12 protein-coding genes are annotated in these 15034 nt (G+C 34.0%); 1 reads left to right on the top strand and 11 read right to left on the bottom strand.

Going from position 1 to position 15034, the window contains the following annotated elements:
- Nucleotides 1–58 precede the first annotated feature (58 nt).
- The 7 genes from SMUL_RS07565 to SMUL_RS07535 all read right to left on the bottom strand — a co-directional run bounded on the left by SMUL_RS07565 (nucleotide 59) and on the right by SMUL_RS07535 (nucleotide 7085).
- Entirely contained in the window at nucleotides 59–748 is a 690-nt protein-coding gene (locus SMUL_RS07565; protein WP_025344657.1) for a response regulator transcription factor, read from the bottom strand.
- Nucleotides 729–2411, bottom strand: a complete 1683-nt coding sequence (locus SMUL_RS16605; protein ID WP_025344656.1) for an ATP-binding protein — start codon at nucleotides 2409–2411, stop codon at nucleotides 729–731. Before SMUL_RS16605 ends, SMUL_RS07565 begins: the two co-directional genes overlap by 20 nt.
- Before the next feature lie 38 nt (nucleotides 2412–2449).
- Nucleotides 2450–3103 (bottom strand): hypothetical protein, encoded by a 654-nt coding sequence (locus SMUL_RS07555; RefSeq protein ID WP_025344655.1) that lies wholly within the window; start codon nucleotides 3101–3103, stop codon nucleotides 2450–2452.
- Nucleotides 3104–3149: 46 nt separating this feature from the next.
- A complete protein-coding gene (locus SMUL_RS07550; RefSeq protein ID WP_025344654.1) occupies nucleotides 3150–3782 on the bottom strand; it encodes an HD-GYP domain-containing protein in 633 nt (210 codons plus the stop codon).
- Between the two features lie 2 nt (nucleotides 3783–3784).
- On the bottom strand, nucleotides 3785–5671 hold the full coding sequence (locus SMUL_RS16600; RefSeq protein WP_025344653.1) for a methyl-accepting chemotaxis protein: 1887 nt from the start codon (nucleotides 5669–5671) through the stop codon (nucleotides 3785–3787).
- 156 nt (nucleotides 5672–5827) lie between these two features.
- The gene (locus SMUL_RS07540) at nucleotides 5828–6877 is read right to left on the bottom strand and encodes an OprD family outer membrane porin (protein ID WP_084010810.1); all 1050 of its coding nucleotides are present in this window, start codon (nucleotides 6875–6877) and stop codon (nucleotides 5828–5830) included.
- Nucleotides 6864–7085, bottom strand: a complete 222-nt coding sequence (locus SMUL_RS07535) for a hypothetical protein (RefSeq protein ID WP_025344651.1) — start codon at nucleotides 7083–7085, stop codon at nucleotides 6864–6866. The genes SMUL_RS07540 and SMUL_RS07535 overlap by 14 nt, the downstream gene beginning before the upstream one ends.
- Nucleotides 7086–7552: 467 nt before the next feature.
- Between SMUL_RS07535 and SMUL_RS07530 the strand changes: the two genes are divergently transcribed.
- Complete coding sequence (locus SMUL_RS07530; protein ID WP_025344650.1) at nucleotides 7553–8401, top strand: IS982 family transposase; 849 nt, start codon at nucleotides 7553–7555, stop codon at nucleotides 8399–8401.
- A 482-nt stretch (nucleotides 8402–8883) separates the two neighbouring features.
- Here the strand turns inward: SMUL_RS07530 and dgt are convergent, their stop codons facing one another.
- From dgt to SMUL_RS07510, 4 genes are read right to left on the bottom strand one after another with little or no spacing between them, the layout of a single operon-like run.
- Nucleotides 8884–10326, bottom strand: a complete 1443-nt coding sequence (dgt, locus tag SMUL_RS07525) for a dGTPase (RefSeq protein WP_025344649.1) — start codon at nucleotides 10324–10326, stop codon at nucleotides 8884–8886.
- Nucleotides 10313–11806 (bottom strand): DUF2779 domain-containing protein, encoded by a 1494-nt coding sequence (locus tag SMUL_RS07520; RefSeq protein WP_025344648.1) that lies wholly within the window; start codon nucleotides 11804–11806, stop codon nucleotides 10313–10315. The genes dgt and SMUL_RS07520 overlap by 14 nt, the downstream gene beginning before the upstream one ends.
- A gap of 12 nt (nucleotides 11807–11818) precedes the next feature.
- A complete protein-coding gene (locus tag SMUL_RS07515; RefSeq protein ID WP_025344647.1) occupies nucleotides 11819–12346 on the bottom strand; it encodes a hypothetical protein in 528 nt (175 codons plus the stop codon).
- Nucleotides 12347–12348: 2 nt separating this feature from the next.
- Nucleotides 12349–15018, bottom strand: coding sequence for a TrlF family AAA-like ATPase (locus SMUL_RS07510; protein ID WP_025344646.1), 2670 nt, complete (start codon nucleotides 15016–15018; stop codon nucleotides 12349–12351).
- Nucleotides 15019–15034: the final 16 nt, after the last annotated feature.

Genomic DNA, 15034 nt, shown 5'->3' with positions numbered 1-15034 from the left:
TTAATCATTTGCTTCAGAAATAAATTTTTTGATAGTTAATTTGACTCGCTAAAACTAATTACAATGTTTTAACTTTTAAAATATATCCTTCACTTGGGATGTTTTCAATATCAATAGAGTGAAGTTGTTTTTTAATTCTCAGGATAGCATTGTGTAAGATATTTTTATTAACAGATTCGCCATCGTAAATGTAATCTTCTATCATATTATAAGAAACCAAACGACCTATATTGTAAGACAATAACCAAAATATTTTATTGCTTGTATGTGAGAGAAAAACAGGTTGATTATCTATATATATAATCTCTTTTTGGTAATCAATATAAACACTTTCACTAAGAATTTTTGTCGTATATTTGATTCTTCCTAAACTCATTATAAGAGCTGTTTGTAACTCTTCTATATCTAAAGGCTTACGCAAAAAACTACACGCTCCCTCTTTCATACTCTCAATCAAGTTTTTATCATTATCATAAGAAGTCATAACGATAAACAATTGTTCGGATTTGAGTTTTAATATCTCTTTAATCATATCCAGTCCATTAATACCAGGCATATGAATATCCGTGATAATAACATCAATATGATGTTCTTTAAAACTTTGCAATCCACTTAGTCCATCTGCCGCTTCATAGCAAGCTTTGCAATAGGGCTTAATATCTTGTTTAATCGTCGTTCTTGCAATCTCATCATCTTCGACTATAAGTACACAGATATCATTAAGTAAATTAAGCGTTTGCAGATGCATCGTTTTGCTCCTTTGGAGATAAATAATTTTTAAAAGAAAATCTAAATATTGTTGGCATTGAAGATTGCACCAATACAAGATCACCTTTGAGTTTTTCTCTGGCTAATTTTCTTGCAAAATAAAGCCCAATACCACTGCCTAAAGTTTTTTTAGAACTTTTAATATTGTCAAAAAGTTTTTCTTCAATCGCTTTACTAATTCCCTCTCCCCAATCTGCAATATCAACGTTGACTAATTCACCATCAAGAGAAACATGGATTTGTATTTTATTATCTATTCTGTCATTCGTCATCAGTAATGCTTCTTTTGCATTTTGAAGCAGAACCAGTAATACTTGTTGAATGAAGTTATCTACAGAAGTAATGTTTAACATGTCACATCTATCACAGTCAATCTCAACACTGATATTGTGACGAGAAAAATCAATATAAAGAACTTGTAAAACCCCGTCTATACACTGTTTTAAGCAAAAAGTAGTGGCATTTCCATCAAACCTATAAAAGTTTCGAAACATCCCAATAGTCGTAGACATAAGCGCAATAGCTTTTTGAGACATGATAAGGTTCTCTTCTAAAACTTCAGAAGTCAGTGTTTTATTTTTTGATTTGGAAAGCATTGAAGAGGATAAAAGACTTAAAGAATTCAAAGGTTGATGCAATTGATGATTAATCCCAGAGATGAGTTCACCTATCTCACTGATGCGAGAACGATGTGCTAAAATAAACTCATATTCATCTCGTTTCAGCTCAATTTCGCGTCTCCAATATTCATGTAAAATATTAATGATAACAATAAATATAGCACCTAGAATAAAAAAGATTACACTAATCAAGATCAACTTCTTTGTTTGCACCGTCAAATTTGCAAAAGCAGTTTCTTTTTTTAACGTGAGTACCACTTTCCATCCTGTAGATTCAATCGTATCAAAAAAAGCCAAATAAACTTTCCCCTTTACAAGGTATTCAATATATCCTGACTTTAGTGCAAATATTTTTTCTTCCATCCAGCCAAGTTCTGGATTAAATTCAGAAATTTTCTTACCGATAAAATTAGGATTTGGATCAACAAGAAGTCTTCGGTCTACATCGATAAGTGCTGCAAAACCTCCATCCAAGTTACTCGAAGAAACTTTTTCTTCCACATCTTTAATCTCAACAACCAACGTTGCCACACTATCTCCATTAAAAGGAGCAATCGCCGCAACCATATTATCAATTTTATTAATAGGGCTTTTAAAAACTTTACTGATTGTAGGATTAAAACCATTAGCCAACATCGTTTGATAAGGCATATTGGCTTCTTCCTCTTGTGGAGTAAGTGCCCAGTCAGGTTCTGTATGAATGAGGGTTTGACCTTTGTAGTAAACCATAGAAGCATCAATATTGGCAGATTGATTGACGAGGTAGAGATAGTTTCGTACATTAGCAGGTGATCTATCTTGAAGATTCTGTGCACGCCGAGCCAAAGCAAGAGCTGTTCGCTGCTTATCTCCCAACCATTCTTCAATATCTCGTGTTAAATCAGCAGATTTACCTTTAAGTTTATCATAGATTTCTGTACTGGTTGTTTCATACATCATAGAATAGTTGATACTAAGAAATGCCGTAAATCCTAAGAGCATACCTCCCATAATAGAAAGGATAATCTTTTTTTCCAACTTCATTTAGCTTTCCTTTCTCATGAATTATAAAAACTTTCAACTTATTCTATAAAATTGGGCTTTGTTTTTGTCATTGCATTAATCCATGCTACTAAAGCATTTAGATCTTTTTCAAGTTCTTCAAGAGTTCTTTCATAGTTTCTCCAAGAAAGCCACAAGCCCTCTACTAACTTACGAATATTCTCAGGGTATAAAATCCCTTCTTTTTCGAACATTAATTCAATACTTTCTTCCTCGTTCCATACAGTCTCACCGCTATCCATTAGTTTACATGTAAACATTAGAGAACTCTCATCAGAGACACAAAGTTGCTCTTCTTCAAAGAGAAATTTGATTGTAATTTCATTTTGTGATTTGGGGCTAAAAAAGACTTGTTTAAGAGCAATTTTATCAATATCATTAAAAATAGCATAGCACAAGGTATCTTCTGTATCATCATAACTTTCAATAACTTTTGCACTATCATTAAGCTCTTTAATGTTTTGATAGATTGTTTCTGTGTTAAACGTATAGGCAACCGCTTCATCTTCTGTTGCAAAAAAAATATCATTTACATAGGGTTTAAATCCATAGTGTACACCAAAGGCATTGGCAGCAGCTACACTTTCATTTTTTTCGGGATGAGCATATTCTAGATTTTCTTTGATCTCTTCTTTTAATTCTTTGATGGTAATTGTTCTTATTTCATCTAACATAGTCTTCCTTTATTCATCAAACTTTATTATATGTCATTATTAAACTTTAACATATTTTTTTATTGAATGCGTTGTTGTTAATAAATGCACTGAGGACTTTCACGGAAATTGAAACAAGTTCCGGATCAAACTGCGTTCCACTGCAACGATCCAACTCATTAAGAGCTTCATCAAATGTGCATTTATTTTTATAATTTCGCATAGATGTCATAGCATCAAAAGCATCAACTATCGCAATGATTCTGGAAAAAAATGGTATCTTTTTATTTGTAAGACCATCTGGATAGCCTGTTCCATCCCATCTTTCATGATGATGTTTAACGATTTGAGCATGCTCTTGAAATAAATTGATATTTTGAAGCATTTGAGCTCCAAAAGTAGAATGTTTTTTAACACTCTCATATTCTTCTTTCGTCAAATAATCATTTTTTTGCAAAATTTTAGGATCAATAAGAATTTTTCCTATGTCATGCATAAAAGCAGATTGGTATAAAAGAATTGTATCCTTTAACCCTAAGTTAAGAGCATTACCAATTGAACAACAATAACGAGCCACTTGCTCTGAATGGCCTGATGTATAGATATCTTTTAGTTCTATGGTGTGAATTAGCATATTCATCACATCTTGCTTAAAATCAACAATACAGTCTTGACACAAAAATGAAGACATATCTGACATGCTTAAACTTTAAACTTTTTAAGTTCATTATCGAGTTTATTAGTCATCGAAGAGAGGTGATCACTAGCACTTGCTACCTCTTCAATACTTCTAGCATTAGCACTTGCAATAGTATCTACTTCTTGTATTTTTTTAATCATAGTATCGACTGATTCATTGACGTGTACAAAGTCTTGAACACTTTGACGATTGTTCGCAATTGTAGATTCAAGTATTTTTGCATTATCACCTACAATAGTTTTGAGCTCTGAGGATAACTCTGCAAGTTTAAATATCTCTTTAGAGTTAAAATCCATCTCTCCACTTGCATCAGCAATTGATTGAACAACAACATTAATGGTGGTATTAATTTCACTCAAACTTTTTTGAGTGCGTTCTGCTAATTTTCTAACTTCATCAGCGACCACAGCAAAACCTCGTCCGTGCTCTCCAGCTCGTGCAGCTTCAATGGCGGCATTAAGTGCAAGCAAGTTGGTTTGATCCGCAATATCAGCGATAACGGTTAGGACATATTTTATTTCTTCTGTATTCTCAGAAGTAACTTGAAGTTTTTTTGCTAATTCTATTTCTTTTTTCGAACCCACTTGTAGTATTGAATTGACTGTATCCATCTCTTTTTGAATAGTTTTAAAATTTACATTTGCCAAATCTAATTGTTCACTGTTATGTTTGATAATACTCACAGCGTTTTGTACTTCTTGCAAAACATTGCGCCCCTCTGTAACGGAAGCGGAAACGATTAAACTCTCTTCTTCTGAGCGTTTCCCTACCGATAAAGAGGTGGTAGAAAGTTCATGCGCAATCGATGCATTTTCACTGCTACTTTCTTTTGAGTTGGTAAGTAAAATTTGAATCTTTTCAATAAAAAGGTTTACTGAAGTAGCAATATCCGCTAACTCATCCTTGCTTTGCACTTTCAAACGCTGAGTGAGATCCCCTTCTCCTGATGACAAATCTTTCACCATCGTCTGCAATGCGTGCAGTGGTTTAAACTGCCATTTTAAAAGAGCATAAATTCCAATCAAACCTAACAAGAAAAAGCCAAAACTAATAAAGAGTAATTTTTGAGTTTGCGCATTTAGATTAGAAAAAGCAATTTCTTTGTCTACGGTCACGACAACTTTCCAGCCGGTAGCTTCAACGGTATCAAATACTGCTATCCATTCTTTCCCCGCCATTTTATAGTCAGCTAAACCTGATTTTTTAGAAAAAATTTCCTCTTCCAGCCACTTTAATTCAGGAGCATTTTCAGAAAGTGACTTCCCTTGCATCTTTACATTTGGATCAACAATAATTTTGTGATCAGCCCCTATCAACGCAGCATAACCACCTTCAAACTTACTCTCACGTACTTTTTCATTAATATCTTTAATCTCAACAACCAAGGTCACTTCACTGTCACCATTAAAAGGAGAGACAATAACCAACAAATCAGTCACTTTATCGATAGGACTTTTAATAATAGGACTGATCGCTTGTTCTTTAAATTTTTTGGAGAGCATCATTTGATATGGCATATTGGCTTCTTCTTGCTCAGGAGAAGGTGCCCAGTTAGGATCGGTATGACGAAGTGGCATACCTTTATAGTAAACCATAGAAGCATCTATCTTCGCAGATTTATTGACAAGATTCAAATAGCTTCGTAAATTTTCAGGGGATCTATCTTCAATCTTTTGCGCAACATCTGCTAACGCACTTGCGATTTGTTGCTTTGATTCAAACCAATTTTGTATGTTTTGAGTCAACCCAAATGACTTATCTTTAAGCTTTTCATAAATTTCTGAACTTGTCGTTTCTTTCATCATCGAATGGTTAATGACTAAAAAAACAACAAATCCAGTGACCAATCCTAACACAATAGAAAGTGTAATCTTCTGTTGCAATTTCATATCTGTAATCCTTGAGCATGTATTTTTAGTTACATGTAAAGCCATACATTTAAAGCTTTACATGTAAATAAAAAATGGGCGTTGCATACTTACATGCAAAACCCATTTTATTACAAGGAGATCTATACTTGTTTCGTTAGAAAAAATATATTGCTATTAAAATTCGTAACCAACTCTAAAACGGATTTCATCTCTGCTATATGCATCATTACTATTATTTGCAATTTCATAAAAGCCCATACAGTAGAGACCTTTGAGTGAACCGCTGAAGTTGTGTATAGCATAGAAACCTGTTTGATCAATCTTTCCAATACCAACCTGTGATGATGCTGCACCTTTTTCATCTAAATCAATATTGACATAACGCACGCCAAGAACGGTTGCGATTTGAGGAACAAATGCATGTACATCAACAGCATACTGAGTTGACGCTTCAAATTGTCCAGCATCTGTAAGTGTTGAAGTATACAGTCTTGGGCGATCATCTGTCATACCAACGCCCCAAGCGCCACGTCCATCATTAATCTTAGCATACGCTACATAAGCCCCAACAGGTCCAACATTAAGACCAAGTTTGGCTGAGTAAACCGTTGAATCTGCCCAAGCCACACTTCTTTCATCTAATTCTGTATTCCAGAACTGAAGACCTGTGACTAACGTTACGCTATCATTAATCTTTGGCATATAATCAGCTTGTGCTAAAAAAAGAGAATGAGATTTATCTTCCTCACCATAAGCCAATGTCAATGTTGTATCTGGAAGTGATTTATTGATCGCACCCACCACATAAGCATAGTCGCCACCTTCAGCACCAGGAATAACATTATACAAAAGGCCAAACTTGCCAAAATTTGCAAAATCATTATTAACCCCATTATCCTTCATCCAAGACATTCTCCATGCATACGCTGCATAAAGTGTTGTATCAGGAATGTCATTGCTAACAATTGTAACACCTTCAATTGCTTGTTTTATTACGTCATGATTATCGCTGCTCATAAGTGGCTTATCAAAGTACTGACGACCAACTTTAACGACTGTTTTATTCATAGTGTAAGAAAGGTATGCTTCAGATAAAATAGCACCTGATGCACCTAAATCCCATGGTAACATATGGTCCAGCTTCGTATCAGTATCAGCCCATGGAGTACTTTGTCCTTGAAAACCTAATCCTACTCTAAATCCTTTTAATTCAGCCGTCCTCATAGCTTAGTCTTAGACCAAAAGCCATTAACGAAGAATCTGTTGCTCCAGGACCACCATGTGCAGCAGCATCATAATCACGACCAAAATAAAATGCTCTAATTTCCCCGTTAACCTTACCATTTTTAAATGCATCTTCCAGTGTATCCGCGCCATACACAACTGAACTCATAGCGATCAATGTCGCCAAACTTAACTTTGCTAATTTCATATAAACTCCTCCTAAAAATAGTTTTGTTTCAACTAGTATAAAAACATATTCTAATTAAAATCTCATTTGAATCTTAAATTAACCTTTACTTTGATATATATCTGAAAGTAATAGGGCTAGCACCTTGATTTTTGTATTTATTTGCTAATAAATATTTATTAACGCTAACATGAAGACCTATGATAATTGTAACTACCACAGATCCATAAAAAAAGTTACTTGTTCGTTTTTTAACAATTGGTAACATACAGCAAAACAAAAAGACGTCACCAATACTCTTAATCAATAGTAAAACACTAAAATTAAAGAGAGCAAACTACAAACAGTAAGTCAACAAAACAATAACTAACCGAACTTATATAATCCTCCTTCTAACTATTTTTCATCATTATTAACCCAAACTGCTAGTTGAGAAGATGGTTTGAAAGTTGCTTTAAACTCCATAAAAAGCCGTGGGAGGCGAGATTATGGAGCGAGATATTATAACCGTTTATTGTTTAATTGATGAGTATTTGAAGGTATCAGGGATAAAAGATGATGTTAGAGCTGAGATTAGTAATGCAGAAGTGCTGCTTATCGGGTATATGGCAGTGAATGATTTTAATGGCAACTATTTCAAAGCACATCAGTATGTTAAGATGATGCACTTGGTGAAAGAGATTGACTACACGAGATTTTTGCGCCGCTTAGTAAAAATCAATGACGTGTTGTCCACACTTTTTTTGTTTTTAGGCTCATTGTTTCAGCGATTAAACGGTGCCAAGATTTACTCCGTAGATTCTTTTCCTGTTGAATTGTGTCAGATAACGAGGCAAAGCAGAGTCAGATTGTGGAGTGATCCATCTTTGAAAGGTTACAATGCATCCAAAGGGAGATTCTTTTATGGGCTTAAAGTCCATATGGTGGTGACGACAGATAAAGAACCTGTGATGGTTCATATCTCACAAGGCTCTATACACGATGTTACGGCTGGGTATCAATTCATGCACAATCTCCCCAAAGAATCGATTACGATTGGAGATAAAGGTTATATTTCATCAAAGTTAGAAGCTTTTTTAAAACGATTTGATATTGTACTATCGCCTATTGGACGTAGCAATATGCCAAGAGAAGATTTTAATGAGTATTGTACCAAGCGTAGAATTAGAAAAGGTGTAGAAACTGCCTTTTCTATGATAACTGCTAAATTTGGTAAAGTAATCAAGGCTACAACCATTGGTGGCTTTTTAACAAAGCTTAGACTCTTCATCACTGCTTATGCTATCAACTGCTTTTTGAAGCTTAGTGATCACAAAAAAGCCCTTCTGTTTAACTAGCAGTTTGGGTTTATTAATCTAAATTTATATATTTTCATGGTAAATATACATTTAAGTTGTAGGGAAATTGTAGATAAGTTTTAAATACTTCAATTTTTTTTATTAATTAAAATATTTTATAGTTAAATGAGTATTGGTTCAGAAAAAGTATTTAATTTGGGGTTATAAAACGAATCGCAGATTATATTGTTTTAACTGAATGAAGTGATTTTTGTATTTTACTATTAAAATAATATAACAATTATGTTCCCATCCTAAAAACTAGATCACGCATAAGCTGATAGTTGAAACACTTTAAAATAACAGTACTTTTGACAGTACTTGTCCACATTAAAATAATTAAAGACTGATATTACTGTAGTTGAAGCATATATTTTAGTCCGGCCTCAGTACCACCCTAACTTCCTAAAATACGATATTCCCAACCTTAAACTTTAATGATTGCGATTGACTTCATCTGTTTCATTCTATAATCTATGATCTTAAAGTGCTAACAATGTTTGGTATTCATGTAATGCAAAATCGTCAGTCATGCCGCTAATATAGTCAATGACAAGGCGTACTCTATGATACCATTCAAGAAGTTCAAATTGCTCTTCATCTACGCGATCCAACGCCTTTACATCATTTTGATACGCTACGATCTGCTTGGAAGAAATACGCTTAATCAACCTCATTGCAATAAAGCACTCTATTTTTTCATCATGAAGCAGTGCTTCAAAATCTTTACATGTAAGCTCCAATAAGGGTTTGAAAATATTTAAAAGCTCATTGATAATCGTATAGCCTTGCAACTCTAGCGTTTGAACATCTTTATTTTGATAAATATGCTTCGCAGAAATCGCTTGTAAGATTTTTATCGCTTTGTAGTATTTACTCTCTTTGTCATATTCAAGTAAAGCACTATTAAATGATCCTTCAAAAATCGCTTCGTGATTGTTGATGTAAATATCCACTACGTGATAGACCAAAGAGGTTACTAGCTTTGCACGCACTAATGTAAAAAACATACTAAATTGATATGGCTCATCGTTCTTCTTTGCTTGGTCATATCTCTCTTGAATAACTTCTAAAAGATAGGTTTCCCCCTCTTTCTCACACTCTGCTTTTATAAGCTCATAGACTTTATCCAGATTCAAAATGCCTTTTTCAACAGAATCTTCCAAATCAGCGGTTAAATAAGAGATGTCATCTGCAGCTTCCATAATGTAGGTTAGAGGAAATCTACAACCATGTTTGATATTAAGCTTATCTTGAATTTTTTCAATGAAACCTTTCTCGCTGTAGTAAAACCCTGGTTTTTTCATCAGGTAATCAAACGGCTCACCTTTTTGAGGCTTTGCTTCATATGCACCACGTGTATATTTAACCACAGAGGCTATTTGGGTATAAGAGAGATTGAGTCGCTGTAATTTAGTAATGACACGAATGGCTTGTGCGTTGCCATCGTAGTTACACAGGTCTTGCGAGAGCGTCACTTTTAGTTCTTTTGTCTTATCAGATATTGCAGGAAATGTTTCAATGAAAGGTAGTGCATTTTCTTTTATCCATTTATTGATGGTTTGCTCTGCAAAATGCCCAAAGGGAGGATTGCCGATGTCGTGCAGTAAACTGGTCATTTCAGCGGTTGAAATAAATGCGTTTTCACACCCTTCTAAGCCATACGTTACTAACCCATCTTTTTGGAGTATTGACAAAATATTTTTGGCAATAAAACGTGCTGTTTGCGAAACCTCCAACGAATGCGTCAAACGGGTGCGAATGGAAGCATTGAGCTCAAGTGCAAAGACTTGTGTGCGCTTTTGAAGCCTACGAAAGGCAGGAGAAGAAAGAATGCGCCCACGATCACTTTCGATGGAATACTCCAAATTTTCAATGGGGTAAAATTCTCTATCGGTGGTTAGTTTTTGTTTATAATCTATCATTTAAAACCTCTCTCAATTTTTGCAATACCCTAACCATCGCCAAAGTATCCAACTCACAGTACTTCAACAACTGCTCACGCACTTTCATTTGCTCGTCCAAACGCTTTACATGTAAAGATGCAAAGGCGTTCATCGCATCCCCACCATTTTGAATTCCTTCAAGTTTTTTATAGGCTAATTCCATCTCAGGCACGAGTGCAGGAAGAACGTATTTGATGGAGTAACTGCCTTGCATACTTGGGGTGACATAGTGTCCTTTTTGAAAAGGAAGCATCAAATCTTTGATGTTGTCGTGTAGGTGCATCAGTTTTACATGTAAGTCTGGAAACAGCTGCGCAAGTGAGGCGATGACGCCTTTTTCAAAGCTCATATTGTATGTCAAAATGTTTACATGTAAAGGTATGTCTCTCGTCAACTGCTCCGCTAAAGCACGTCTTGGATCAACTCCTGACTCAGCTAGAAATTCTTTATGCTCTAAAGTGCCATCTTCGTGTTCTACATGTAAAGAGTATTGAAACGGTATCTGTTTGTAAGGGCTGACACCGTTCCACTGTGGCACGGCTTGTTGAAAGGTCTCAAAGTCAAGATGATAGATGGGAAAGGTAAGTGTTTCTAAAAACTCAGCGATTGCCTCATGGTCGATGAAAGTCTGTTGATTTTTCCAGTTCTCGACCTTTTGCCATTGGATGGGTGTCATTGCAAAGTCTTCGGGTATAGCTTCAATCGCCACGATATTTTGGGCATAAAGTTCTTGTTGTTTTTTACTGCCAAGGTTGAAGATGTTAAAGATGCTGTATTCTGGTATATGTCGCTGAACTTTCCAACAATACGCCTTTGCATCGCACTCATACGGGTCATTGCACTGTTTTCCGATGTCGATGTTTGGCTCATGGACTTTATCGTCCAGATACGCCTCAAACGCTTCAAGTTTTTTTGGAATTGCGCCTTGCAAATCTCGCACTTCACCTGTGACATCGACCACCACAAAAAGCTTTTCAAGCTCCAACGCTTCTTCTCGCACATAACCTGAGTTGATATGCACCACATGACACGCCCCAACCCTAAACCCAAGGGCTTCTAAAACATACAGCTGAATGGAAACATCATGCAGATAGATAGGCTTCACATCGGTGGAACTCTTCACTTCATACAGCTCCAAGCCAAGAGGAGTTTGGCGCAAGATGTCCACCATCACCACGATACCCTCGTAAATAAACGTCGCCTCATAGATGTTTTCCACACCCTCATCAAGATACGCTTGGGTTAGCCTCGCCATACTTTTAAAATCGTGTGCATCAAAAGGTATCTCACGCCCATCAGGAAACAATTCACACGCCAAATCTCCTACGATATTGCCCGTCTCAAACCGTGCTTTGGCACTGGCATCAGGAGGGGTTAAAACCTCTGGTTTGTACTTTTTCAGCCAAAGAGATTTTGGGCATTGGATGGCTCTTGTGTAGAGGGATTTGGAGAGGGTCATTTTAGTATTTCTTTATTCAAAAACAATTTCTGCTGTCAACCCAGAATTAGGACCTGCTGGTAGTCCTAACACACTATCAATTAGAGTATCTTTTCTTAATTCTTCTAGCAATGCAACCACCTCTAACGTTGTACCTATTTTTCTTTCAGATTCTATTCGAGGTGAAGCTACTTCTTTTCCTCTATAAATTCGCACATGAGTATCATGACTTTCAATAGCTCTACTACAAATACCTCTCAAGTAAAATTTATTAAATTCTCCTTCTGCTAGCATTTGTGCAGCATTTGACGGAACTTTAACTTCAGTCATACCTCCATTAGGTTTTCTACGGAGTTCATGAGTTTTTAATAACCCTTTGAGTTGTAGTTGATGAGCAATCCAATCATCATCATGGAATTCAAGTCCTTCATGTAATATCTTTTTCCACTCTTCAAATTTATTCTCATTAAGCCTTTCGCTCTTATAAAATTCACCTTTTTCAAATTCAAGAAGCATATATTTCCTTGTAGCTTCATCCAAGTTTTTATAATACAATCCCATATTTATCCTTTCTTGATATTATATTTTTGTTCACGTTTTTTAAATGCTATTTCGCCACCTTCTAACAGCTCACAAACATGCTCTCTAATGCCTTGCGATTTTAATACTGATGTACTTACACTTTGACTTTTAAAAGTATTTTCCAATGCCCCGTTAATATAGTCAAATCTTACTTGCCCCTCTTCTCGTCCATTTTGGTTTGCAACAACTATATTTTCAGAATCTGTGGATACGACTAAATTTGAATTATGCGAAACCATAATAATTTGTCTATCAAGTTTTTTATTTTTTATAAATTCATTCAACGTATTATAAACCGTTCTATTGTCAAGATTATCCTCTGGTTGATCTATTAAAATAGGTGTTTTTGTTGAGCTTATTTCTAAAAATAATTGAAATAAAATAATTCCTTTCTTTCCTGGTGACATACTTTCCAATCTATCATATCCTTGTTTTAAATCATAGGTGACTTTAAAATAATCATCAAACAAGTAGGTAACCATTTCTTTTAGAATTTTATATTGATTAAAAGAAAGAGTCCCCTCAAATAACTTTAGTAAAATACCATTAATTTTTTCGATATGCTTCTCTGAATCGTACAAAAATTCATTTTTATTAGTGTAAATAGTGGCATTGAAAAGTTTATCTAAAGTCTGATTTTTGGTTATGAAAGATGAAAAATTTGAATAAAATTTTTCTGTATCAAATTTTATTTCAGTAATTAGCTCCAAATCTTTACCTATTAATTTATAAGGTTCATTCAATTCTATTATTTTGTTATAAGAGTCAAAAAGCTCACCATATCTAGAAATAAAAACTTCTAAATTTAACTTTGATTTTTGTGACACAATTTCTATTTCTTTTTGTGAAATTTTCTTTAATTTTTCTTCTTCATCAGCTAGTTTTTTTTGAGTATCTAAAAATTTCTTTTTATCGTTAAACTTTTCATTATATGGCTCTAACGACAGTTTCAGTTTATCAATATTTTCATTTATCTGTAAAATATTTGTACTTAAAGTTTCTGTATTGAAAGGGTTGGCTGATTTAAAACTATCTATTGTGGAAATTAATTGTTTAGACAAATTAACTTTAATGGTTTCAAGAAGAATTTTATTTTCTAACGTAGTCACAACATTAGCAAATTCTTCGTCAATAAAATTACTGACTCGTAGATTTAAATTTTCAAAAACTTTTTTAGTCCCTTCAAAGAGTACTATATCATTATTCAGAGTAGTTTTCTTTTTTTCTTCCTCTGATATTAAATCATTTATTTTTTTGATTTCCAATTCATCTTCGGGAGTTAAATTAGATTTGGATTTTAATTCTTGCAATTCTGCATTATACATAACAATAGTAGCTTCAATAGCTTTTTTATCCCCTAAAAGACTTAATTCACTTTCTAATCTTTTTAATTCTTTTTCATTGTCAAAATATTTATCTATTTCATTGCTCAAGGTTTGATTTTTTTCTAAAATTTTTGATTGCAACTCATGTAACTCACTGGTATATCCTAGTTTTTTATGCAGCAATTCATCAATTGTTTGTTTAAATGTAATATTCTTCTCCTTATCTTCAGCAATATTATTTAGATGCATTTGAGGGATATAATCAATATGACGTTTATTGTCATTACTTGACAATTTAGATATTTGCCCATCTTCCCATTCTACCTCACAGTCAATCCCTTCTAAATTATCATATACTACAAAATTCTTATATTTCTTAATTTCTTCAAATTTTTCTGGAGATAAAACAGTTTTTGCCAGAAGAAATAATAATAAAGATTTTCCTGATGACTTTCCACCTATGATAGAATTTAAATTACTACTAAATCCTATTTTTTCAGTGGTAAAAACATTTTTAGCATCGATGATCTTAATACTTTTGATAACTTCATAGGCAGTCTTTATTTCAGGTTTTTCTTCTTGAATTTTTACACGTTCTGGCTCATAAATAATTTGTTTAAGTCCTTCAAAAGTTGGTTCTGCTTTAATCCAACAATTTTGCTTTAATGTATAATTTTTAATATCATGATTATCGGAACAGATAATCATAGGGATTACTTTCTTTATTGATGGGAAAACAACTTTTTTATATCCATCTTGATCAGATTCTTTCCCTAATTCGTAAATATCAATTGCATGTGCAATATCAGTTTTTTGTGCTGCAGCATGTGGTAAACAATGCGTTATATTTTCGATACTTGAATGCTTTCCTCCTGCATGTATAGAAACTATTCCTCCTAGTTTATGTATCAGTTTTACAGTTTCTTCCAAATCACAATACACTTCGTTTTCTTCTTTATTTTCACCTTTTATATGTTTTATCGCTGTATTATTTTCAAGCTGTCCCCATATATAGTCTAACTTACACTTTGATTGTTCTTGAAAAATTCCAATAAAATGAATTGGTTCATTTCCTCTTGTCTCAGATAAAAATTCAATGCCAGGCAAAATTGTAATACGTCCATCAGCAAGCCTAGATAAGTCTTTTATCCGCGCAATATCTATTATATGATGATCAGTAATTGCTACTACAGAAATATTATTTTCTATGAGCTTCTCAATAATTTGTTCATTTGTTTGACTTTTATCTTTATAATCATAAGATGATTGGGTATGAAAATGTAAATCCCATTTTCTCCATTCTGAGCCTCTATTAAAATCACGCATAAGAATCCTCCAATTT

Source organism: Sulfurospirillum multivorans DSM 12446, from assembly GCF_000568815.1.
Classification (GTDB): Bacteria; Campylobacterota; Campylobacteria; order Campylobacterales; family Sulfurospirillaceae; genus Sulfurospirillum; species Sulfurospirillum multivorans.
The sequence above is the reverse complement of the archived record's forward strand: the minus strand, read 5'-3'. Positions and strand labels throughout refer to the sequence as shown.